Raw genomic sequence first — 24,208 nt, forward strand, 5'->3', positions numbered from 1 at the left:
ATGGATGAGATAATGAGAAGAAGAATAATCCGTATTATATTGCTGACTTTGGGATGTGCTAGTGTTCAGTTAAACGCGGCCCCTGACGTTTCAGTGAATCCTCCTTCTGCAAAACCGATATTATCTGCTCCAGCCAATGTTCCAACCCGAAAAGTTCAATTGTATTTTAATAACTTAAATCAGCAGCAAGGGAATTTTACTTTAGGTAATTTCACTACGGGAAGAAATATCGAGTTCAGCATGCGTAAGGATGAGCTGGTATTTCAAGCAGTATTGCATTTGCAATTCATTCCTTCACCAGCACTGATTCCTTTATTATCACAGCTTAAAATTTATCTAAATGATCAATTGGTAGATGTTATCGCAATTAGTGAGGAACAATTAGGTAAACTAAATTCTAAAGATGTACCCATCGATCCTCGTTTTATAAATGATTTTAATCGTCTCCGACTGGAGTTTATTGGTCATTATAAATCAATTTGTGAAAATCCGGCACACAGCTCCATATGGATAGATATTGACAAACTTAGCTACCTTGAGTTGAATTTTCAAACCTTGCTTTTGAAAAATGATCTTTCACATTTTCCAGAACCTTTCTTCGATCCACTTGATAATAATCAGTTAAATATGCCCATAATATTCGCTAATCAACCTGATTTAATGCAACAACGTGCCGCAGCAATTTTGGCCTCTTGGTTTGGTAGTAAATCCTTATGGCGCGGTGCTTTTTTTCCTGTTTTATATAACCAATTACCCACAGGCCATGCAGTAGTATTTGCTACGAATACCCAGAGACCTGATTTCTTGAAAAATCATAAAACTGTAGAAGCGCCTACAGTCGAGATGATCAGTCATCCAAATAATCCCTATGTCAAACTACTGTTGATTTTGGGGCGTGACGATCAGGATTTATTAACTGCAGTTCAAGGCATTGCACAAGGTAATGTTCTTTTCCGAGGACCAAGTGTAACAATCGAAAACGTAAAAATGTTAGCGGTCCGAAAACCTTACGACGCACCAAATTGGGTTCCTACAGATAGACCAGTATCTTTTGCAAAATTAGAAGAATTTGAGGGGCAACTACAAACCAAAGGCTATACTCCTTATCCAGTTTCTCTCCGATTTAATACACCACCTGATTTATATTTAAATCAAACCAGAGGCATTGATTTACGATTAAAGTATAGTTACTCGCTACCACCAGCAGCCAGTATGTCACAACTGGGTATTAGTCTGAATAATTCTTTTGTGAAAAGCTATCAGCTGGAACCTAAGGGAGAGAAAACGCTTACCGCAAATATGGCAGTAACAAGTAAAAAACTATATGTTCCAGTGAAGTTAGGGGCACATAATCAATTTATCTTTGATTTTGCATATGGCACACAGATTGCCGGGGGAATGCAAAATGATCAGTGTATTACCTATCAGGTAATTAATAATTCGGGAGCTATTGATGGTTCTTCAACCTTAAATTTATCCAATTATTCTCATTTTATTACTTTGCCCAATTTAAAAGTATTTATGAACTCTGGTTTTCCTTTTAGCATTCTGGCGGATCTGTCACAAACAATTGTGTATATTGATCCACGATCACAGACTGAAGCATTGACTACATTACTTAATGTATCCGGTAATATTGGTGCAGCAACAGGTTATCCTATTTTGGCGATGACTTTAACAGATGACTGGTCTCATGTGAAAAATAGAGATGCAGATCTCTTGATAATTGGTGTACTACCCAAAGAGCTTCAAGATAATGACGATCTCAATATATTGATCAATAAAACGGATTGGATTAAAAAACCTTTAAATAGAAATGCGATGCCAGATACACATCGAGAGACTCCTTTCAGCGCTGCTGAGAGCAAAACTACTGTTAGTGCTATGGGGTCTGTAGCTGCTATTCTTGGTATTGAATCACCCTATTATAAAAAACGCAGCATTATTGCTTTATTAGCAGAAAACCAACAAGGCTTTACCCTGCTCAATAGGGCAATAACCAATAATAAAAATGTAGACAAAATCTTTGGTTCGATAGCGGTAATCCGTGATTCTGGTATTAACAGCTTCCGAGTGGGTAATACGTATCAACTAGGATATTTGCCATTTTGGGAGCGTTTTTGGTACTCATTGCAAAAGCATCCAATTAATTTAGCACTCTTATCTCTTTTGGCCGCTATCATAGTCACATTCTTGATTTGGAATGCTTTATTGCGAATTAGTAAGCGTCGTTTAAATAGTTCTCAACAGGATAAAACGTGATTTTTAAATTAAGAAATAAGAAATTAATATCTGGTTTTTTCTTATTTTTATTAGGTATTAGTAACGGTCTGGCAGGTACACAATGGCCAATGTGGGAAAAATTTAAGCAATACTACATTAGTAAGGATGGACGAGTTATTGATCCACAGCTTCCTGAAAGGAAGACTACGTCCGAAGGCCAAAGTTATGGATTATTTTTTGCATTGGTTGCTAATGATCAATCTACGTTTGATCAATTATTACATTGGACAGAAAATAATCTTGCTGAAGGTGATTTGGGAAAACGTCTACCTGCATGGGCATGGGGACAAAATTCCAAAAAAAAATGGACTGTTTTAGACAGTAATTCTGCAGCCGATGCTGATCTATGGATTGCTTATGATTTACTTGAAGCGGGACGTTTATGGAAAAAAGAACGTTATAATTCTCTTGGTAAAAAGCTTCTCCAACGCATTCTTAAAGAAGAAGTTACTCAAATTCCGGGATTTGGACTTATGTTACTTCCAGGTAAATTCGGGTTTAATTTTAAAAATTCCTGGCGCCTTAATCCCAGTTATTTACCGCCACAGTTATTTGCTCGATTTACTTCACTGAACAGCAAATGGAGTAAGCTAGAACGCAACAGCAGGCGCTTGCTGTTAGAAACGTCTCCTAAAGGGTTCGCCCCAGATTGGGTTATTTGGAAAAAGAATGTTGGTTGGCAGCCTGATCAAAAGGATCCTAATTTAGGTAGTTATAATGCGATTCGTGTGTATCTTTGGGTAGGGATGTTAGATCATCAAGCAACTCAGGCAACAGAATTGATACAACATTATTTACCTATTATTAGTTTGACGCAACAACTGGGTGCGCCTCCAGAGAAAATTGATATTGTTAGCGGTAAAACACAGGGTAAGGGCTCTATTGGTTTTACTGCTGCACTATTACCTTTATTTGCAAATATTCCTTCTGAGCTTGTAGTACAAAGACAGCATATTGATGCAGTCGAACTGACAGCTGACAGTTACTACAGTTCAGTACTAAGACTTTTTGGTGAAGGGTGGGATCAAAAGCGATATCGTTTTAACGCTCAGGGCGAGTTGATATTACCATAACAATGGAGGGCTTTTGTGCCCAGTACTCCTGCTTTTGTTGTACTATCTAGGTTGTCGAAGCTAATTGTTCCCTCAGCTCATTTATTCACTATAGTTATTCAAAACAGTAAGGAACTGGCTTCCATAATGAGCCAACTTATGTTGCCCCACACCAGGTACTGCAAGTAGCTGATCCAAGTTTTGAGGTCTTATTTCAGTCATTGCATGCAAGGTTGCATCACTGAAAATCATAAAGGGTGGTTTGTTTTCCTCATCTGCTAACTCACGTCTTAATGCACGCAGCAACTCGAATAGAGGGCTATTTGTGGCTTGAATCGAACGTCGTTCTTTGGCTTTCTTTTTACTGCCCTGAAACTCAGTATTAGGTATGGTCAGTGATATTTTTTCTTCGCCTTTAAGCAAAGGAATAGCTTTGGGTGTTAGTTTAAGAACTTGAAACTGATTCATATCTTGTAGGCAATATTCTTTATGGATGAGTTGCCAGGCGAGTTGCTTCCAGTAATAGGCTGATTTGTTTTTACCAATGCCAAAGGTACTGAGCTGCTCATGGCCATATTGTTTAATTTTATCTGAAGAACTACCACGTAATACTTCTATGGTATACGTTAAACCATAATTTTGACGCAATCGATAAACACAGGATAAGAATTTTTGCGCGTCTTCTGTCGCATCAGCAGTTATTGGTGGATTATCACAGACGTCACAATACTTGCATTCAGTGTCACAGAGCTCATCAAAATAGCGTAATAAAATTTGTCGACGGCAATGAGATGCTTCAGCAAAAGCAAGCATATGGTTAAGCTTGCTGGTTTCAACTCGTCTTTGTTCATCCAGCGGGTTATTCATGATCCACGAGCGTAGTCTGGCGCTGTCTGCTGCGTTATAAAGTAAGAGTGCTTGAGCTGGTAGGCCATCACGCCCAGCACGTCCTGTTTCTTGATAGTACCCTTCAATATTTTTAGGTAAATCGTGATGTACGACGAAACGAACATTAGGCTTATCTATTCCCATCCCAAAAGCGATGGTAGCAACAACAATATCAATGCGATCATATCTGAATAAAGTTTGCACTTCTCGACGCTCATTATGAGAAAGTCCGGCATGATAGGCACGGGCTTTGAATCCCATTTCTTGTAGTTTTTGAGCCAGATTTTCTACCCCATTACGTGTCCCACAATAAATAATTCCTGATTGTTGTTCCACGGTTTGTAAAAACTGATTTAATTGCTTGGCAACATTGGTCTTAGGAACTACTTTGTAATGGATATTGGGTCTGTTAAATGAAGCAATATATTTTTTGGGTAAATAGTTTAACCTATCCACAATATCTTGGCGTGTTTGTTTATCAGCCGTGGCAGTTAAAGCAATAATTGGAATATCAGGAAAATGATTTTTTAAAATACCTAACGCAGAATACTCGGGACGAAAATCATGCCCCCACTGGGAGATGCAATGGGCTTCATCAATGGCAAAAAGTGCGATGTGACATTCGTTTAATCGCTCCAAGAAGGAGGTGCTAATCAAGCGCTCAGGAGCAATGTACAGCAAATCCAGTTCATCTTGATGTAATTGCATTAATACATTCTTTGCTTCTTCACTGGTTAAAGAGGAGTTATAATAAGCAGCACGAATTCCCTGTAATCTGAGCGCAGTTACTTGATCCTCCATTAACGCAATTAATGGAGAAACAACGATACCTACACCGGGTCTTACAAGGGCAGGTATTTGATAACACAGCGATTTCCCACCGCCGGTGGGCATTAAAACAAGCACGTCATGTCCAGCTATAACATCATTAATGATGTCTTCTTGTGGTGTTCTGAACGAGTCAAAGCCAAAATATTCTTTGAGTACAGCAAGTGAGTTTTTATTGCGAGTTACCGGTGCTGCAAGAGTTTCCATGTGATTATTCTTATTATTTTCACGGACGCAGAAAATTCGCAATCATATCATCATCCTTAAAAAAGCAGTAGAGTTCTATTACGAATGCCTAGGGTCATTACGGTTAAGTTAAGGATTTGGGTCATTGGTTTAAGGGTTTTTGTCATTCCCGCGAAGGCGGAAATCTATTCTTATAGTCGTACTGTGTCACTTTAGAAATGGCGGGAGCGACAGTTTTTTCAGTAGTGATACCTAGGGCTATGCTGTTTTTATAAGGATTATGGCTTGGAAATAAACACATTATCTTTGATATAAAAGCGCAGTAATTTTTCTGCCCAATCTTTTGCATAATGGACCCCTATTCTTGGTTTTTCTACAATAGTAATGGATGGTTGATTTTCAGCTTCGGCGATATAGAAGGTATCACCGGTTAGATCGTGTTGGTTTAATTGTCTATCTATATGCATTGCCTTAGAAAGTAGACCAGGTCCTTGGGTTCGTCCTTGAATGTTTTTGATGGGTTCAATTGCGCGCAACAATATCGCCGAACCTGTCCCTTCAGTTTCAGTAACGACATTGGTACAGTAATACATTCCATAAATTAAGTAGATGTAAGCGTAACCAGCAGGCCCATACATAACTTTTGTTCTTTGAGTAATGCCCTTAGAAGAATGGGATGCCAGATCATGTTGTCCTAGGTATGCTTCAACCTCAACGATCCTTCCTATGTATTCGATTCCTGAATAATTATGAATAATGTATTTGCCTAAAAGTTCTTTGGCAACAATAATAGTATCCCGTTCATAAAATGTTTTGGGTAATTTTCGAAGCATATATCTTTCACGGATGGTAAAAATTCGCAATAATAATACATTTGAATAAATTTTCTAAGGACAGTTTATGGATTTTGAATTCACAGCAGAGCATATAGCTTTTCGTGAGATGGCAGCTGATTTTGCACGCGACAAATTAGCTCCCATGGCCGATAATTGGGATGAGCATCATTATTTTCCCATTGAGGTTTTACGTGAGGCGGCCACATTAGGAATGGCTGGGATGATGGCGCGTGAGGATATTGGTGGATCACAATTGACACGTTTGGACTCTGCATTATTGTTCGAACAATTGGCGACTGGTTGTATCAGTACCAGTGCTTACCTTTCTATTCATAACATGGTTACCTCTTTAGTTGATCGATATGCCGATTCTGAGTTACGAAAGAAATGGGGACCTAAATTAACGTCTATGGAAGTAATCGGAAGTTATTGCCTGACTGAACCTGAATCGGGCTCTGATGCGGCTTCTTTAAAAACTCGAGCTATGAAGGATGGGGATTATTACATTCTTAATGGTTCCAAGGCCTTTATTTCAGGAGGTTCAGTAAGTGATGTTTATTTATGTATGGTTCGAACTGGTGATGAATCACATCATGGAATAAGTTGCTTATTGATCGAAAAAAACACTCCAGGATTGAGTTTCGGGAAATTAGAGCAAAAAATGGGTTGGAATAGTCAACCTACCTGCATGGTCTATTTTGAAAATTGTCGTGTACCTGTTGCCAATCGTGTTGGCGAGGAGGGGATGGGATTTAAAATTGCCTTGAATGCTTTAAATGGAGGACGGATTAATATTGCTTCATGTTCTTTAGGAGGAGCTCTCGCCTGCTTACGATTAACGCAAAGCTATATGCATGAGCGTAAACAATTTGGTAAGCCACTTACCGATATGCAGGCATTGCGTTTTTATTTCGCCGATATGTTAACAGATTACGAAGCGGCACGCTTAATGGTTTATCGGGCAGCAAGTGCCATGGATAAAAATGATCCGCAAGTCCCTATATACTGTGCTATGGCTAAACGTTTGGCTACGGATGTCGCGTTTCGCATTTGTGACAAGGCTATGCAAATTCACGGTGGTTATGGTTATTTACGTGATTATAAGATTGAGCGAATATTCAGGGACTTAAGAGTGCATCAAATTCTTGAAGGTACGAACGAAATTATGCGAGAAATTGTAGCCAAGGCAACTTTGGATGAGGAGCACTTTCTGTGCTGATTGAGTGGTTGTAATTTGTAGCTAGTGTTAGTAAACCGGAACCCGAGCTACGTTATGTTCTTCAATAGAAAGGGAGTAAAAGAATGAATTTAATTGAACAAGATTTGGATAGCCAGGGAATTTTAACTTTAACTTTAAACAGACCAGAGAAGTTAAATGCTTTAAGTTCCGAAGTGTTAGATGCTTTAGAAGAATTATTTCATTATGCAAAAACAAATCCAAAAGTTAAGGCATTGATGATTACTGGCAATGGCAAAGCTTTTTGTGCCGGTGCAGATATTAACCGCTTGGCTGAATGTACCGCTCAAACAGGATATGAATTTGCTTGTCGTGGACAAGAAGTGTTTCGACTTTTGGAAACTTTGGGTAAACCTTCATTGGCAGCGGTAAATGGATTTTCCTTCGGTGGTGGTTGCGAATTAGCTATCTCTGCAACATTAAGAATTGCTTCAACAAAAGCTCAGTTTGGTCAGCCTGAAGTAAAGCTAGGGGTTATTCCCGGTTATGGTGGCACACAACGATTAGCCCGTTTAATTGGTAAAGGACGAGCTCTGGATTTGTGTTTGACTGGACGATTTATTAATGCAGAAACGGCATTACATTGGGGATTGGTTAGTGAGGTTGTTGAACCAGAAGCTTTGTTAGAACGTGGTAAAGCATTATTGTATGGAATATTAAGTATGTCGCCTCTTGCTGTAGCGGGTATTATAGAAGTTATAGATCATGGCTATGATTTATCTTTAACAGATGCGTTACATCTAGAGGCAATTCATTTTGCTAAAGTGTGTGCTTCTGAAGATAAGCGAGAAGGAGTTGCGGCATTTCTAGAGAAACGAGTTGCTCAGTTCAAAGGAAGATAATCATGACTGATGAAGTACTTTTTAATCAAGAAGGTTCATTAGGTGTCATTACATTAAATAGACCTAACGCATTGAATGCGTTGACTTTAAATATGATTCTTAACATCCAGAGACAATTAAGTTTTTGGAAGGAAGATGACGCCATACATGCTGTCGTAGTGCGGGCAGTTCCTGGAAATGCTTTTTGTGCCGGAGGTGATATCCGTTCCCTTTATTTTTCCGGGCAAGTTAATGATGCGGAGCAAATGCAATTTTTTTGGCACGAATATCGTTTAAATCATTTTATCCATCATTTTGGCAAACCTTATATTGCTCTGATTGATGGTATGGTGATGGGGGGGGGAGTAGGAATTTCCATGCACGGAAGCCACCCTATAGCCAGTGAGCGTTTTGTATTCGCTATGCCTGAGACCGGCATTGGTTTCTTTCCTGATATTGGTGCAAGTTATTTGTTAACCCGATGCCCAGGATCTTTGGGTATTTACCTGGGGTTAACAGGAAATCGCTTGAGCTCGCATGATGCAATGAAAGCAGGATTAATTAAAAAAATAGTCCCCTCCCAACAAATGCCGGCTTTGTATGATGCATTAATGAATGAAGATTTATCAGCAGATGCGATGGAGCAAGTAAATCGATGTGTGGACGCCTTTTCGACTACCTCTTCTACTGAGGAAGTTAGTCAAATTAAACCTGCGATTAATGTCTGTTTTGCTCATCCAACAGTCGAAATGATCCGCGGGTCGTTACAAAGTGCTAATACAGTTTGGGCTGAGGCGGTTGATAATACTTTAGCACAGAAATCTCCTTTGAGTCTTAAAGTGACATTAGCGCAATTACAAAAAGCCAAGGGGTTATCTTTAGCACAATGTTTGCAAATGGACTATGATATGGTCAGTCATTTTATGCATGGCCACGATTTTTATGAAGGTGTTCGAGCTCTATTAATTGATAAAGATAAGAATCCTCAATGGCATCCAGTGCGTTTGGATTTAGTTTCAGACCAAATGGTTCAGAAGTACTTTGAACGTTCTCATCCTGGTTTGGAATGGGCTTAGAGTTTCAATTTATTATAAAATTGATTGGATTGGTGTTGTAAATTAAATTTTGACAACACCATCCTTAGGTTATTAATTGAAATAAATATGAGGATTTTGAATTAAAAATTTAATTTTGTATTACTGGGGGTATTTTCTTGCTCTTGGGATACTGGCATTTTTTCTTTGCTTTTATCTTGAAACGTTGTGAATCTATAAACTCCGGAGCCTACGGCTGCGGCAGCAAGGGAGTAGCCTGTGGTTTCAGCAACTGCTTTAACAGGTCCAGCAAAAAATCGTGATAGCATTTTTAATCCTTTTAATAACGTTAAACACTGCAGTGTGTACTAAAATTACACACTACAGTATTTATCATACACTATATTTTTACATAACAAACCATTTTTTTGAAAAATTAAATGATTTGTTATGCAATTATCCTTATCACTAATTTAATTTGGAACCAGTGCTATTTTCTTTTTCCTTGGTTTGCTCTTCAACGATTTCTTCAATTCGAGGCGTTGATTCCTTGGTTGCAAACATAGTATGTCTAGATTTTCCAGGTGAAGGTTGATATTTTTCTGGAACAACTTTCTTCAGTGGTTCAGGCCCCATTGTTTCACCAACACCAGCCACAAGACCAAATATTACGGCGCTTAAGGTCATGCGGATAGGAACTTGTTTCAAAGCCATTTGCCCAAAGGATTTCAGCGAAGCTTTTGGATCGTTAATGAAGCAATAAAATAACGCTTTGGTTACTTTATATGTACTCGCATTGTGCAGACGTCCATCAGGTGTAACAGTCGATTGCAAGAGTAAGTGATCTTTAAATACGGTAGGTGTATATGCGAAACCACCAGCAATCGCTCCAGCTGCTGCTCCGGCTATATAATGTGATTTGTCACCTTTAATTGGCAATCTTTTGGCTATAAGTTCTTCAACAACACATAAAGCTTCAAAATTTATCAAACCTGATGCGTATCTGGGTATAAAACCTCCCATCATCAAACTTCCTGCGTTATGAGGAGTTTTCCACACAAAATTCTTAGGAAGGATATTAGCTTTTCGTAGTGTAGATAAAGACTCGGGTATTTGGGTGACCAAAATATCGCCTAATGCCATAGCCATAACATAATGAAAACTCGCTAAGGAATATTTCTTTCCTTCTTCTTTGCTTATCTCTTCTCTCAGAATTCCTTCTTCTACAGGCTTGGCACCACCTTTAGCACCGGTAACATAGCCAGTTCGAATTAGTGAACCTGAAATAGAGGCTGAAGTCCCAGCATACATCGCATTAAAGAATCCCCAAACGCCCCCTTGGTAAGGAGGAACCATCGTACCGTTCTTGGTTAAATTAACCAAGGAGGTTTTGACTGGGCTTTGAACTAATACGATAGTCATACTGGTAAACAATGCAACGATTGAAAAATTAAGTCCATCCCAAGCTGTTTTGTATACTTGATCCATTGGGGGCATCCATTTAGGAAACTCAGGACCTTTTTTCCCTGGAGGTGGAACATTAGGACCTGAACCAACTGGAGTTGTTACAGGCTTTGATGTTTGTACCGATTTGGCTTGCAAATTATGCTTGACTACATCCATTGGTGTAGTAAACCACTGAGTTGGATATAGGGTTGAGAACCATTTTGTGGTTAACTGTCCGGTTGGCGACGTTTTTATTTGTTCTCTTATAAAATCCATTGGTGTTGGAAACCAAGAATTTTTACCAAGATTTGGTAAATTCCATACTGGTGTAATCGGAGGTGCTTTCCCATCTTTTACGTCTTGCATTCTTTGCTTGATCAAATCCATTGGTGACAACGTACTCCATATAGACGGAACTATGATTCTTTGCCCAGATTTTGAATTTGAAGTTTCACTTTTAGTCTGCATAGTTATATCTTATATTAATTGTTGAATTTGAATTCTAATTATACGGACCAAAAATTAACTAAACCTTAACAAATATGATTAATTAGAACAAAATAAATTCTTCGGGATCATTTTGTGGGCATGCGGGTGTTCAAAGTGAAACAAAACCTCCAGTAGGTTGCTTTTTTTGTTGAAGAAAAATTGTATGTTTACAGGAGGTTACATAAGAAATGCATTCTGCTAATTCGGAAACTGAAACTCAATCTGGAGGTCAGGAAATTTATTATTTAGATGCTCTAAATTTTTAAAACTCAAATGTAAAATCAAAATGTGGAATTATTTTAACCAATCACCTAGGATTTCAATAATTTTTTGTGCTTGTTCTGCACTGGAAATATTAAATTTAGATTTTTGCCAGTATTGATTATTACGTTTTTGATAACGTCTAATTGAAAATTTAACTGGGCCGAAATCATTTTGGGCATTATCCCAATCTTGATACTTAAACATAATCGTAGTCCATGCCCCACGAGTTAATACTTTCTTATCCAATTCTTTAACTGTTTCTGTTCCATTTTCGCCATATGCAATAGTAATTTCATCTATACTTGCTGTCATTTCGTGGTTTACCCCAATGAATATTTCAAAAAACAAAGAACGAATCAATAATATTGCGTCTTTGCGCTAAAATTTTGAGAGTTTATCTTATTTTTTGAACTTACCATAGGGTTGAATTGGGATTTACCCAAAAATAGAAAATCAACGGAAAATGAATGTTTGCAGTTTATTGAATGGATTGTAGTTTACCGTTAACAAAAGTCATGGACACAGTAGGTTGATATTCTCCAGGCTGATAGATCCAAACAACAGGTTTTGTTGCTGTGGGCACGATTTCATTGATAAAAGAATTATTTACTAAAGAAGGGCTGCCACAAGCATAATATACTTTTTGCACCGGATCACCGGCCTGAATACTTGCTCCTTGGCATACAGAAACTGCATTGCTATCAGAACCATTCATTTTAATGGATCGTACTTTTTGATTCACAATATCAATTTCAAGCTGTACTCCGCCACTACCGGTAGGCATATTCCATACCCCATAAAAAGCAGTACTCGTTCCCATATTATTGTAAATGAGTTGTTGTACGGGAATTTTTTGCATCACAGGTTGATTGGATTCCTGTTGGCTTACTGGTTGGCCACAAGCCGCGATCACTTCATCTGGAGTCATCCCCACATTAATGTATCCGTGGTTTTGTGGGCAATAATAAGATTGGGTATCAGCAAACAGACTAAAAGGTAACAGGAGCAATCCTAAGCCAGTACTACTGAGGAGCGTCAATTTCATAATTTAATCCTGATAATCCTCTGCTTAAAATTAAGTATAGTCGCTTTTATAATAATCTCCAGGGTAGGCTTGCGCTAATAAATAAAGTAATAATTTTTAATAAAACCAGGATGATAAAGGGTGAAAAATCAAAGCCTGAAATCTCCGGAACAATCTTTCTACCAAGCTTTAACAAGGGCTCTGTTAGCATGCGTAAAAAATCAGGAATTGGGCCTTGCCAATTTGGATTAACAAAACTCATGATGACGCGCACGAGTATCGCATAAAATAAAATATCACAGGGTTGAATGATTAAGTCTGCAATGATGTAAATGAATAGGAATACAATAGGCATTAACCCGCCTAAGGCCAGAACGCTGATGCAGATAATTTTTAATAGCTCCACCAGAACTAAAGTAATAAAAGCGGGAATATCATATTTTTGTCCCGGCTTATAGGGTTGCTTTGTTATCAGTTGAATGGGATTGACTATGGGGTTAGTCACTTTATAAATCAGTTGGCTTATTGGGTGAAGCGCACTAACACGTAAATAGCGTAGGGCGATGCGAAGCCATAAACTGAAAATGACGAGTGAAAAAAATAAAGAAACAACAAAGATCATTACTACGATAATCCCAGACATATATTCCCCTCTACATGTATTTATGCAACTGATTTTTCAGGATTATATCGCGTCGCTTTATTTTTGTCGCTCACCAAATAATGCTCGCCCAATACGGACAATAGTAGCACCGGCTTTAATTGCTGGGACTAAATCATCACTCATCCCCATAGACAAGGTATCCATGTTTAGACCAAGTTCATGATTGAGTGAGTGCATCAATTGATTAAGCTGCATAAATATCTCATATTGAGTTTGTATATCCTGTTGTGGGGGAGGGATGGTCATTAAACCTCTTAATTTAAGATGAGGAAGTTGACTGACTGCTAAGGCTAATTCTGCAGCCTCTTCTGGTGGTATTCCCGATTTGGTTTTTTCCTCTACTAAACTAATTTGTAAACAAATATTGAGTGGGTCTAAATTGATTGGTCGGTACCCATTGAGTTGCTGAGCAATTTTAAGGCGACTAATACTGTGAACCCAACTAAAGGAAGTAGCAATTCCTTTGGTTTTATTACTTTGAATAGGACCGATAAAATGCCAGCATATAGGTATATTTTTTAATGCATTTATTTTTTGTTGGGCTTCTTGGAAGTAGCTTTCACCAAAGTGATTGATTCCCAGATGAAATAATTCATTAATTGCCTTGATGCTTTGTTGTTTGCTGACAGCAAGCAAGAGCACACTCCCAGGTGTTCTGTCGCATTCAAGCTCAGTTTGCGTGACTATTTGTTTTATTTGATTTAGATTGTGATGAAAATTCATGTTTTTTTGGTACATCATGGAAAAGCTTAACAATAGCAAAAGAAACAATGTTTGCCGAGTACCACTTCGTGAGCTAATCTAATAACATCAGATTTAGATTGGGTCATCAAGTCCAATCTATTATTGATTCAATCGGGATGATTAAGCAATGGACATAGCAGAACTATTGGCGTTTTCAGTAAAAAATAAATCATCAGACTTACATCTTTCCGCAGGTTTGCCTCCAATGATTCGAGTTGATGGAGATTTACGTAAAATCAATTTGCCCGCCATGGAACATAAAGAGGTAATGAAAATTGTCTATGATGTAATGAATGATCGGCAAAGAAAAGAATTTGAAGAGTATTTAGAGGTTGATTTTTCTTTTGAAATAACAAATCTAGCCCGTTTTAGGGTGAACGTGTTTAATCAATTACGCGGTGCAGCAGCAGTTTTTCGTACGATTCCTTCTGATATTTTAAGCATGGATGACCTGGGATTACCGGCTATTTTTGAAGAGATGGCCAGTTATCCTAAAGGATTAGTATTGATTACGGGGCCAACAGGCTCCGGTAAAAGTACTACTTTGGCTGCTATTATCGATTACATCAATGCAAATCGTTACGATCACATTTTAACGGTGGAAGATCCTATAGAGTTTGTACATCAAAGTAAGAAATGTTTGTTGAATCAGCGTGAGGTTCATCGTGACACGTTGAGTTTTAATGCGGCATTACGTTCAGCACTCCGTGAGGATCCGGATGTCATTCTCGTGGGCGAGTTGCGGGATTTGGAAACAATTCGTTTGGCAATGACTGCTGCAGAAACAGGGCACCTAGTATTTGGAACCTTACATACCAATTCGGCAACTAAGACTATCAATAGGATTATTGATGTGTTTCCTGCTGAAGAAAAATCAATGGTACGTTCCATGTTGTCTGAATCTTTGCAAGCTGTAGTAGCGCAAACTTTATTGAAAAAAAATGGTGGAGGACGCGTTGCTGCTTTGGAAATTATGATTTGTACCGGTGCGATACGGAACTTAATTCGTGAAGATAAAGTGGCCCAAATGTATTCCTCCATCCAAACAGGTCAAGGCAAAGGAATGCAAACCTTGGATCAGCATTTAACTGAGCTGGTGAAAAAAAATATTATCTCCACCTATACAGCACGTGAAGTGGCTATCGATAAAAATTTATTTTAAAGTGCTTGCTTCTTTGTTATCTCCGCGAAAGCGGATATTCCATTTTTGAGAGCTGAGAGTTTATTTAAAAATAGATTCCCGCTTTCGCGGGAATGACAAACAATGCTTAAATGACAGGAAGGCCGGGACTTTAAGGCTTAGGCATTTTTCTGTAATTCAATTAATTGAGGAATGCCAATTTCGGCAAGTGCCAGCATGTTATTTAGTTCATCGCGATTAAAATGCTTGTCTTCGGCAGTCCCTTGAATCTCTATGAAATGTCCTGCTTCGTTCATTACTACATTCATGTCCGTTTCAGCAAGCACGTCTTCTGCGTAATCTAAATCAAGGACCGCTTGACCTCGATAGAGCCCCACAGAAATTGCAGCAATGTAATGAAATGCAGGCATTCTACGTATTTTTTCTCGTTCGACCATCCAGTTTATCGCATCTCTCATAGCAACGCAGGCACCTGTAATAGCGGCGGTCCTTGTGCCTCCATCAGCCTGAATTACATCACAATCTAGAGTTATTGTATTTTCACCTAAGACTTTTAAATCAACACAAGCTCTTAGAGAACGTCCGATTAGACGTTGAATTTCCATGGTTCTGCCGCCTTGTTTTCCCTTGCTTGCTTCGCGTTCAGTGCGGCTATGCGTTGCACGGGGAAGCATGCCATATTCAGCAGTAACCCAGCCTTGGTTTTTACCTTTAATAAAACGAGGAACTCCATCAGTTACTGAAGCATTACATAACACTTTAGTTTGCCCAAATTCAACCAGGACAGAACCTTCAGCGTGTTTGGTATAGTTTCTGGTAATTTTAACAGAACGTAGTTGATTGGCTTCTCGATTACTTGGGCGCATAGGATAATCCTCGTTAAAAATTATGAATTATAACGCTTAACTCTGGGAGTTGCATCCTAAAGTATATCCGCCGCAATAAAACAAATCAGGATGGGGTTGAAGATTGATTTATTGAGATAATAATATGTTGAACATTATAGAGGAGAATAATTCACACAGAGCACTAATTAAATGCAAAAATTTTCTTTATATTCATATTGATTAATATTGATTCATCATGTAATTTTGAATTCTATCTATAAAAAAGCGTCCATTATGTACAGTTGCAGTCATGAACACCGTGTTGCTTTATCTGCAGATTTATCTGCAAGCTCGCTGTTTGCCTGCGATTTAGTTGTTTCTCAAAATCTTTCTTCTTTATTAGTGATTCTTTTCTTACCCCTTTTTCCCTAGGGCGGTCTTTGTGAATTATCCGCGCCTCTCTAGGGAGGATGCGAGCGGGTAATGAATACAATTTAACATCGCTTTTGGAGAATATTATGACTCAAACTAAATTTGAGGCGCATAAAGACGAGACGCGCCCTAAAGAAAAGAAAAACAATCTAAGTGTAGTTCAAAGCATCATCTCGGGAAGTATTACTGGGGCTTTTGAAGTGTTCGTGGATCATCCTTTGTGGTCTATAAAGACGCGAATGCAAAAAAGAGAACCCTTTACTCTAAATCCACAAGTATTGTATCGAGGTATATTGCCAAATGCCGCCAGCATGGTCCCAATAACTGCAGTACAAGTAGGTTTGAATCGTTTTTTCCAAAAATGGTTTTTTGAGAATAAATATGAATTGTCTGATACTCAAAAACTGATGAGTGCATTTGCTGCTGGGGTTGGTTCTGCTGCAATTAGTTGCCCGACTGAAATGATCATGACCCATCAAAAAACCAGCTTTATTTCAGCGGGAACTCATTTGGTGAGGCAGGGGGGATGCTCTCGTCTTTATACGGGAATGATGGCAACGATGCTGCGAGAGGGGATGTTTTCTACATTTTTTTTGGCGGTGACTCCTGCATTGAAAGTTAGAATTAAGGAGTATTGCCCCAATGATTTTGCTGCTTCTTCACTTGCAGGTATATTTGCAGGAATAGGCGCAACAGTAGCGTCACAAAAATTTGATGTAATAAAGACAGTCCAACAGTCTTCAATTGCTAAAAATCCTGCTGGTTTTTTCAAAACGACTCAAAAGATCCGTGCAGAACATGGCCTTTATGGCTTTTTTAATGGTGGATTTCCTCGCGGTCTGCGGGTTATGTCTGCAGTTACACTGATGAGTTGGATGAATGAGAAAATGACTGAGATGTTGGCGCATCATCAGCAATCAAAATCCATATCAGGTTCCTCGCTAAGTAAATAATTTTTAATCCCGGGTTAAAAATATTAATCCGGGATATCATGCTTCGATGGGTTTTTAAGTTGGGGTCTTTAATTAATTGTCAAATTGATTTAATATTGTTCATGATAATTGCTAAACTGAGGTAAATATCAAGAGATTTGTCTCTGTCCAATTGCTTTAAATTGGGGTATATTCGCGCAAGGTTTATTCATTGGTATTCTATATGCTTCAAAGTATGACGGCTTTCTCACGAGTTCAACAGCAAATCGAAGAGGGTCATTTTTGCTGGGAAATCAAATCAGTTAATCATCGATATCTGGATGTTTCATTTCGTTTACCTGAATCGTTCCGATTTATAGAGCCTCAATTGCGTCATGCGTTGCGAGATGTAATCAATCGCGGCAAATTGGAGTGTCAGCTTAAGTATCAAGACACAAGTTCTAATAATCAGTCTATGCTTATAAATATAGGCATGGTTAATGCATTAGTTAATTTAAGTGAGAAACTTTCTGCATCACATCATTTGCCGAATGATTTAGGTGTTAGTCGTGTCTTATCTTGGCCTGGTGTGGTGCAAGCGAGTGTGCCCGATGCGGATGTTTTAGGGGAGCACGCAATTTCTTTATTTAAAAGAGGGATTGAGCAGCTAAAACAAATGCGTGTAACAGAAGGGAGCGCATTGAAAGCACATATAGAAGGACGATTAAGTGATTTAGGTCAAGAAGTTAAGCGCGCACGATCTATAGTATTAATGCAAACAGAACAAGTAAAAGATAAACTATTGACCCGATTACACTCAGTGAAACTTGAAGTTCAAGAGTCACGTGTGGAGCAGGAAATTGCTTTAATTTTGACTCGTATTGATGTCAGCGAGGAATTGGATAGATTACAGACTCATCTTGATGAAGTGAGTCGGACGTTAAATTGCGATAAAATCGCAGGAAGACGTCTTGATTTTTTGATGCAAGAATTAAATAGGGAGGCGAATACGCTCAGCTCAAAATCGGACTCTGTAGAATTGACTAAGAGTGCAGTGGATATGAAAGTTTTAATTGAGCAAATGCGTGAGCAAATTCAAAATATTGAGTGAGTACTATTGTGGGTGATTATTCCGGTAATTTATTTATTGTTGCAGCACCTTCAGGGGGAGGCAAAACAAGCTTAGTAAAAAGGTTAATCGAAACCATGGACGATATTGAGGTATCCATTTCGCATACAACTCGAACAATGCGGCCTGGAGAACGACATGGAGTGGATTACTTTTTTACTGATGAAAAAGAATTTATGCGTATGATTGATGATTGTGCTTTTTTAGAGCATGCCCGAGTCTTTAATCATTTGTATGGAACATCGATGGAGCAAATTGCAAGGCGTTTGCAAAATGGTATCGATGTGGTTCTGGATATAGATTGGCAAGGAGCGACTCAGATTAGACGTTCTTTTCCTGAGGCTGTGAGTATTTTTATTGTACCACCATCCTTGGAGGTTTTAAGAGAACGATTGTTGAATAGACGACAAGATAAAGATGATGTGGTTAGTGACCGAATGAAAAAGGCTCAAGATGAGTTAAGTCATTATCCTGAATTTGATTATTTAATAGTTAATGATAATTTTGAAAAAGCAGCGATGGAGTTAGGGGCGATTGTGATTGCAAACCGCTTATGTATTCAGCGACAGATAAATAAACAATCAAAATTGCTTTCTTTCCTAATGTCATCGCAGTAAAATACAAGGTTTTGCTACCGGAGAATGATTTATGGCACGAGTTACAGTTGAAGATTGTTTAAAGAATGTTGCAAATCGATTTGAGCTGGTTATGGTAGCCACGAAACGTGCACGCCAAATTGCGGTTCGAGGAGATCAACCGATGGTTGAATGGGAAAATGATAAACCTACAGTAGTGGCGTTACGTGAAATAGCAGAAGGTTTAATTACCCCAGAAATTTTGGATAAAGAATAGTTAATACTATTTATATAGCCTGGGCGAAGCGGACCTGGGTTAGGTAACTAATTCCAGGATTCCGCTTGTTCACCCTAGCTACGAATCATAGAGAGGATGGTGATTATTCGAGGGTGCCTTAATAGGGTGAATTTAGGGGTATAGGGGTATGGTCATGTTAGATACTAGGGAGTACTGCGTGAGCTACTTTAAGGAGCTCGATGAAGAGCTGAAATGCTATCTTGAGCAGTCGCAAATAGAAAAATGTTACCAAGCCTACTTGGTCGCGGAGAAAGCGCATCAAGGACAAATGCGTCGTTCTGGCGAGCCTTATATTACCCACCCAGTTGCAGCAGCCCTGATTCTCGCCCGAATGCGTCTTGATTATCAAACGATTATGGCTACTTTACTCCATGATGTGGTTGAAGATACCTCTGTGAGTAAAGAAGATTTAACACGCCAATTTGGCGAAGAAATTACCTCTCTTGTTGATGGTGTTACCAAACTAACTAAAATCAAATTTGAATCAAAGGCTGAAGCGCAAGCGGAAAATTTCCGTAAAATGGTCTTGGCTATGGTCAAAGACATCCGCGTAATTATCGTTAAGTTGGCTGACCGACTACACAACATGAAAACTCTTGGTGCAATGCCTTATGCAAAGCGCAGACGCATTGCCATAGAAACCTTAGAAATTTATGCACCAATCGCTAACCGTTTAGGGATGCATTCAATTTATGTAGGCTTGGAGGATTTAGGATTCCAGGCTTTATATCCCATGCGTTATAGAGCAATTAAATCAGCTGTTGAAAAATCTCGAGGCAATCGACGTGAGTTGACCCAAACGATTGAACGTGATTTACAACTGGCTTTGGCACAGTTGAATATTCCTTATGAACAAGTATTCGGTAGACAAAAGCACTTATACAGCATATATAAGAAGATGCGTCAGAAAAAAGCCTCCTTTACCGAGATTACTGATGTTTTTGCTTTTCGCGTTATTACTGAAGATATTGATTCTTGTTACCGTATTTTAGGTGCTTTGCATTGTACTTATAAACCGGTGCCTCAACGATTTAAAGATTATATTGGCATACCTAAAGCGAATGGATATCAATCGCTGCATACGACCTTGTTCGGACCTTTTGGGGTTCCTCTGGAAGTGCAAATTCGTACACGAGATATGGATAAAGTAGCTGATAATGGAGTCGCGGCACACTGGATCTATAAATCATCCGGTCTCGAAGTAAATGAGGCACAATTACGCGCAAGAGAGTGGGTACAAAGTTTATTAGAAATGCAACGGAGTACAGGGAGTTCATTGGAGTTTATCGAAAACGTCAAAATCGATTTATTCCCTGATGAAGTATACGTATTTACTCCTAAAGGTCATATCATGGAATTACCCAAAGGGGCGACTCCGGTTGATTTTGCCTACTCAGTACATTCTGGAGTGGGGAATAGTTGCGTCGCAGCGAAAGTAAACCGAAAACTGGTTCCGCTCAGCATCCCCTTATCTAATGGGCAAACGGTTGAGATTATTACTGCACAGGGAGCTCATCCTAATCCGGCATGGTTAAACTTTGTTGTTACAGGAAAAGCCCGTTCTAATATTCGTCATTTTCTGAAGAGCCAACAAAATACCGAATCAATTAGCTTAGGAAAACGACTTCTTGAGCAATCATTAAATGAGTTGTCTAGTGATTATGCTAAAATACCACCTGAATCCTTACAGGCATTATTAAGTGACTTACATTATAAAGTGATGGACGATCTACTCTATGCGATTGGTATAGGCAATCAAATGGCAATGGTAATTGCCAAAAGATTAGTGGTTTCTCAAGATTCTAATGAGTTAGATAAAGGAATTAAAACACGACCATTGGCAATTAAGGGTACCGAAGGAATGGTGGTGCATTTTAGTGAGTGCTGTCAGCCGATTCCTGGTGATAATATTGTAGGGAAATTCCAGCAAGGTCGAGGAATTATAGTTCATAGCAGTGATTGTGCGACCTTAAAAAATTCACGAAGCAATCCAGAACAATTTGTTGCCTTGCGTTGGGATGAGAAAGTTGAAGGCGAGTACTGGGTTGATATTACTGTTGATGTAGTGAATGAACGCGGGGTATTGGCGGCACTAGCAACGGCCATTGCTGAAGCGGGATCAAATATTGGTAATATTAATGTAGATCCGCGTGATGGTCGGCATAATGCAGTTACTTTCTCAATTAGTGTTGTGGATAGAACGCATTTGGCTCGTGTTATGCGTCGATTACGAGCAAATAAAGTAGTCATGCGTCTTTATAGAAAAAAACAAGGGGATAATTAATGCAACCTGTACATACAAAATTGGCTCCTGAGGCTATTGGAACTTATTCACAAGCAATCCAGTGTGGCAATACAGTTTATCTTTCAGGACAAATACCACTTGATCCAGTAACGATGCAAATATGTAGTGAAGATATTAAATTGCAAATTACACAGGTTTTGGAAAATTTATCAGCAGTTTGTGAAGCTGCTGGCGGCAGTTTGGCGCAAATAGCGAAATTGAATGTTTATCTAACTGATTTGCGTCATTTTCCGTTAATTAATGAAGCAATGAGCCGTTATTTTGCGGCACCTTATCCAGCACGGGCTGCCATAGAAGTTTCTGCCTTACCACGTGGCGCTCAAGTTGAGATGGATGGTATAATGGTTTTGTCTTCGAAGTAATTCATTTACAAGTAGCCTTGATGAAGTTTCAAGCCGTAACCTGAGAAATCAATAATAAGAAAACCGAGCTTTGCTTCATCCAGGCTACATATTTTAACGTCAGAGTTAGTGTATGAGTATAGTTTCCCTTCATAGCGTGTCCCTCAATATTGCGGGTAATCAGTTATTGGATAATGCAGATTGGCAGATTCAGCCTCAGGATCGTATTGCATTAGTTGGACGAAATGGAGCAGGTAAATCTACTCTTCTTAAACTTCTGCAGGGAGATCTGATTCCTGATAGTGGTCAAATCAATCAGCTTTCTGGATTGCGTGTTGCTGGATTAACGCAGGAAGTTCCAATCGCAGAAGAAGAGTCTGTCTATCATTTTCTAGTAAAAAGCCTTGGTGAAGTAGGTGAGGTTTTATCCCGTTTTAATGAATTATCCCAGTTAGGCGATATGGATAAATTAGCCGCATGTCAGCAACAAATGGATAATTTACATGCTTGGGATAAATTGCCACAAATTGAGACTATGGCCAGTCGTTTAGGCATAGACACCCGTGAGCGTATGAATAATCTGTCAGGAGGTATGAAACGCCGCGTGCTTTTAGGCGCTGCGCTGATCGCGACTCCAGATTTATTATTATTGGATGAACCGACAAACCATTTGGATATAGAAGCAATTGAATGGCTAGAATCTTATTTGAAAAGTTTCAAAGGATCGGTATTGTTAGTAACCCATGATAGGGAATTTTTAAGTCAAGTATCCAATCGGATTGTAGAAATTGATAGAGGGAAACTATACCAGCACGATTGTGATTATGAAACATACCTGGACAGAAGAGAGTCCATTCGTCTAAGCGAGCAAAAGCAAAATGATTTATTTGATAAAAAGCTAGCTGAGGAGGAGGTATGGATTCGCACAGGAATCAAAGCACGACGAACCCGAAATGAAGGTCGAGTTCGTGCATTAAAAGCATTGCGTGAAGAATATAAGGCGCGTCGTAATCAATTGGGTAAGGTCAAATCATTTTCCTTAGATGTAACTCGTTCAGGTTCAGTAGTCATTGAAGCAAACCATGTTAATTACAGGTTAGGGGATAAAACGATTTTACATGATTTGTCCTTATTGCTGAGTAGGGGGGATAAACTTGGTATCATTGGTCCCAATGGGTGTGGTAAAACGACTTTAGTACGGCTATTGCTTGGAGAACTACAGCCTGATTCTGGGCAGATAAAGCTTGGTACTTCCTTGAGTGTTGCTTATTTTGATCAATTACGCCGTCAATTACATGAGGATCAAACCGTCATGTTTAATGTAGGTGATGGGGCAGATTATGTAACGATCAATGGCAAACAAAAACATGTAGCCAGTTATTTGCGTGATTTTTTATTTTCGTCCGAACGTTTTAATCAACCGGTTTCAGTGCTTTCTGGTGGCGAACGAAACAGATTATTACTCGCAAAACTCTTTGCCAAACCAGTCAATCTGTTGGTGATGGATGAACCTACTAATGATTTAGATATTGAAACATTAGAACTCCTGGAAGGTATGTTAGCTGATTACCCTGGGACGTTAATATTAATTAGCCATGATAGGGCGTTTATTAATCAGGTCGTTACCAGTGTTCTGGTTTATGAAGAAGCAGGACAGTTTAATGAGTTTGTTGGTGGTTATGATGAATATAAAATGCATAAGAAACAACAACAGCGTGATCTGGCAACAAAAGCACCGATTGTAAAACGAACTACTGCCACAAATAAATTAAGTTTTAATGAGCAACGTGAGCTTGCGCAATTACCACAAAAAATTGAGAAATTGGAAGGAAAAATTGCGGAGTTACAATTACAAATGGCTGACCCTAAGTTTTACCAGCAAGATGCTCAGATGATTGCAAAAGTAAATCAAGGGTTGGCTGAAGATGAAACGTTATTATCCCAGCTTTATGAGCGTTGGGAGGTGTTAGAAGATGTTGAAAAAAGGGACAGGTAAATGTTATTGACATTAGCTTTGGTTGTTCTGTTTAGTTCTATTGTAGTTTTCTTTTCAGAAGAATTTATCAAAGCCTTTAAAAAACTCTTTGCTATAAAAGGTGCCAAAATACTGATACCTATGTTTGCTGCCTCCTGGCTCATTTACACTTTTAATTTTTGGGTTTTATGGGCAGTATTTTACGCGCATGAAATATTGCAAGATGTATTAAATTTTTTAGTGCGTATAATGCCTTTTCAAAAGGGCGCGGTCTCATTAGTATTGGTGTTTATGCTCACCTTTCTTTCCGTAGTCCCTGTACTTATTCTTGATGTGATATCCCGAAGAAAAAGTTTTAAAGGATATCAGCATCCGTATGTTGCGAGTGGAGTAATTTGGATACTATCTGTTTTTCTTTTAATCATCATGTGAGCTTTGTAAAGAAATGTAATTTTTTTGTAAAGATTCATTGTTTTTT

The 24,208-nt window shown here is 38.7% G+C and carries 24 protein-coding genes; 15 read left to right on the forward strand and 9 right to left on the reverse strand.

Annotation, left to right across the window (positions count from 1 at the left end; translation table 11 throughout):
* The first annotated feature begins 12 nt into the window (after positions 1-12).
* Positions 13-2,262: a cellulose biosynthesis cyclic di-GMP-binding regulatory protein BcsB gene (gene bcsB / locus ACWTEW_RS21995; RefSeq protein WP_454780649.1), complete on the forward strand. Its 2,250-nt coding sequence runs from the start codon at positions 13-15 to the stop codon at positions 2,260-2,262.
* Positions 2,259-3,356: a cellulose synthase complex periplasmic endoglucanase BcsZ gene (gene bcsZ, locus ACWTEW_RS22000; protein WP_454780650.1), complete on the forward strand. Its 1,098-nt coding sequence runs from the start codon at positions 2,259-2,261 to the stop codon at positions 3,354-3,356. The genes bcsB and bcsZ overlap by 4 nt, the downstream gene beginning before the upstream one ends.
* Positions 3,357-3,437: 81 nt before the next feature.
* Here bcsZ and recQ read toward each other — a convergent pair whose 3' ends face one another.
* Together recQ and ACWTEW_RS22010 are read right to left on the reverse strand one after the other, a co-directional pair.
* The gene (recQ, locus tag ACWTEW_RS22005) at positions 3,438-5,258 is read right to left on the reverse strand and encodes a DNA helicase RecQ (RefSeq protein ID WP_454780651.1); all 1,821 of its coding nucleotides are present in this window, start codon (positions 5,256-5,258) and stop codon (positions 3,438-3,440) included.
* A gap of 257 nt (positions 5,259-5,515) precedes the next feature.
* A complete protein-coding gene (locus ACWTEW_RS22010) occupies positions 5,516-6,070 on the reverse strand; it encodes a DNA-3-methyladenine glycosylase (protein WP_454780652.1) in 555 nt (184 codons plus the stop codon).
* Between the two features lie 67 nt (positions 6,071-6,137).
* Here ACWTEW_RS22010 and ACWTEW_RS22015 point away from each other — a divergent pair, with 67 nt between their 5' ends.
* The 3 genes from ACWTEW_RS22015 (at position 6,138) to ACWTEW_RS22025 (ending at position 9,207) form a co-directional block, all read left to right on the forward strand.
* A complete protein-coding gene (locus ACWTEW_RS22015; protein WP_454780653.1) occupies positions 6,138-7,292 on the forward strand; it encodes an acyl-CoA dehydrogenase family protein in 1,155 nt (384 codons plus the stop codon).
* 83 nt (positions 7,293-7,375) lie between these two features.
* Positions 7,376-8,152 (forward strand): enoyl-CoA hydratase/isomerase family protein, encoded by a 777-nt coding sequence (locus ACWTEW_RS22020; RefSeq protein ID WP_454780654.1) that lies wholly within the window; start codon positions 7,376-7,378, stop codon positions 8,150-8,152.
* A 2-nt stretch (positions 8,153-8,154) separates the two neighbouring features.
* Complete coding sequence (locus ACWTEW_RS22025) at positions 8,155-9,207, forward strand: enoyl-CoA hydratase/isomerase family protein (RefSeq protein ID WP_454780655.1); 1,053 nt, start codon at positions 8,155-8,157, stop codon at positions 9,205-9,207.
* Between the two features lie 101 nt (positions 9,208-9,308).
* On the opposite strand, the gene ACWTEW_RS22030 is transcribed toward ACWTEW_RS22025, so the two are convergent.
* From ACWTEW_RS22030 to ACWTEW_RS22055, 6 genes are all read right to left on the reverse strand, one after another.
* Positions 9,309-9,494 (reverse strand): hypothetical protein, encoded by a 186-nt coding sequence (locus ACWTEW_RS22030; RefSeq protein WP_454780656.1) that lies wholly within the window; start codon positions 9,492-9,494, stop codon positions 9,309-9,311.
* A 139-nt stretch (positions 9,495-9,633) separates the two neighbouring features.
* Entirely contained in the window at positions 9,634-10,998 is a 1,365-nt protein-coding gene (locus ACWTEW_RS22035; RefSeq protein WP_454780657.1) for a hypothetical protein, read from the reverse strand.
* A 396-nt stretch (positions 10,999-11,394) separates the two neighbouring features.
* Positions 11,395-11,676: a hypothetical protein gene (locus ACWTEW_RS22040; RefSeq protein ID WP_454780658.1), complete on the reverse strand. Its 282-nt coding sequence runs from the start codon at positions 11,674-11,676 to the stop codon at positions 11,395-11,397.
* Between the two features lie 166 nt (positions 11,677-11,842).
* Positions 11,843-12,409 (reverse strand): DUF2845 domain-containing protein, encoded by a 567-nt coding sequence (locus ACWTEW_RS22045; RefSeq protein WP_454780659.1) that lies wholly within the window; start codon positions 12,407-12,409, stop codon positions 11,843-11,845.
* A 46-nt stretch (positions 12,410-12,455) separates the two neighbouring features.
* The gene (locus tag ACWTEW_RS22050) at positions 12,456-13,031 is read right to left on the reverse strand and encodes a YggT family protein (RefSeq protein WP_454780660.1); all 576 of its coding nucleotides are present in this window, start codon (positions 13,029-13,031) and stop codon (positions 12,456-12,458) included.
* Positions 13,032-13,088: 57 nt separating this feature from the next.
* On the reverse strand, positions 13,089-13,775 hold the full coding sequence (locus ACWTEW_RS22055) for a YggS family pyridoxal phosphate-dependent enzyme (protein ID WP_454780732.1): 687 nt from the start codon (positions 13,773-13,775) through the stop codon (positions 13,089-13,091).
* A 148-nt stretch (positions 13,776-13,923) separates the two neighbouring features.
* Here ACWTEW_RS22055 and ACWTEW_RS22060 point away from each other — a divergent pair, with 148 nt between their 5' ends.
* Positions 13,924-14,958: a type IV pilus twitching motility protein PilT gene (locus tag ACWTEW_RS22060; protein WP_454780661.1), complete on the forward strand. Its 1,035-nt coding sequence runs from the start codon at positions 13,924-13,926 to the stop codon at positions 14,956-14,958.
* A gap of 137 nt (positions 14,959-15,095) precedes the next feature.
* On the opposite strand, the gene rph is transcribed toward ACWTEW_RS22060, so the two are convergent.
* Complete coding sequence (gene rph, locus ACWTEW_RS22065) at positions 15,096-15,803, reverse strand: ribonuclease PH (protein ID WP_454780662.1); 708 nt, start codon at positions 15,801-15,803, stop codon at positions 15,096-15,098.
* Between the two features lie 255 nt (positions 15,804-16,058).
* Here rph and ACWTEW_RS22070 point away from each other — a divergent pair, with 255 nt between their 5' ends.
* The 9 genes from ACWTEW_RS22070 to ACWTEW_RS22110 all read left to right on the forward strand — a co-directional run bounded on the left by ACWTEW_RS22070 (position 16,059) and on the right by ACWTEW_RS22110 (position 24,162).
* Positions 16,059-16,196, forward strand: coding sequence for a hypothetical protein (locus ACWTEW_RS22070; protein ID WP_454780663.1), 138 nt, complete (start codon positions 16,059-16,061; stop codon positions 16,194-16,196).
* 86 nt (positions 16,197-16,282) lie between these two features.
* Positions 16,283-17,149, forward strand: a complete 867-nt coding sequence (locus tag ACWTEW_RS22075) for an MC/SLC25 family protein (protein ID WP_454780664.1) — start codon at positions 16,283-16,285, stop codon at positions 17,147-17,149.
* Between the two features lie 202 nt (positions 17,150-17,351).
* Positions 17,352-18,218 (forward strand): YicC/YloC family endoribonuclease, encoded by an 867-nt coding sequence (locus ACWTEW_RS22080; RefSeq protein WP_454780665.1) that lies wholly within the window; start codon positions 17,352-17,354, stop codon positions 18,216-18,218.
* A 5-nt stretch (positions 18,219-18,223) separates the two neighbouring features.
* Positions 18,224-18,853, forward strand: a complete 630-nt coding sequence (gmk, locus tag ACWTEW_RS22085) for a guanylate kinase (protein ID WP_454780733.1) — start codon at positions 18,224-18,226, stop codon at positions 18,851-18,853.
* Between the two features lie 31 nt (positions 18,854-18,884).
* The gene (gene rpoZ, locus ACWTEW_RS22090) at positions 18,885-19,088 is read left to right on the forward strand and encodes a DNA-directed RNA polymerase subunit omega (protein WP_010653170.1); all 204 of its coding nucleotides are present in this window, start codon (positions 18,885-18,887) and stop codon (positions 19,086-19,088) included.
* Positions 19,089-19,266: 178 nt separating this feature from the next.
* Complete coding sequence (spoT, locus tag ACWTEW_RS22095) at positions 19,267-21,393, forward strand: bifunctional GTP diphosphokinase/guanosine-3',5'-bis pyrophosphate 3'-pyrophosphohydrolase (RefSeq protein ID WP_454780666.1); 2,127 nt, start codon at positions 19,267-19,269, stop codon at positions 21,391-21,393.
* Positions 21,393-21,776, forward strand: a complete 384-nt coding sequence (locus ACWTEW_RS22100) for a RidA family protein (protein ID WP_454780667.1) — start codon at positions 21,393-21,395, stop codon at positions 21,774-21,776. Before spoT ends, ACWTEW_RS22100 begins: the two co-directional genes overlap by 1 nt.
* Before the next feature lie 112 nt (positions 21,777-21,888).
* Positions 21,889-23,751, forward strand: coding sequence for an ATP-binding cassette domain-containing protein (locus tag ACWTEW_RS22105; RefSeq protein WP_454780668.1), 1,863 nt, complete (start codon positions 21,889-21,891; stop codon positions 23,749-23,751).
* Positions 23,752-24,162: a hypothetical protein gene (locus ACWTEW_RS22110; RefSeq protein WP_454780669.1), complete on the forward strand. Its 411-nt coding sequence runs from the start codon at positions 23,752-23,754 to the stop codon at positions 24,160-24,162.
* Positions 24,163-24,208: the final 46 nt, after the last annotated feature.

This window comes from Legionella stuttgartensis (genome assembly GCF_977063405.2).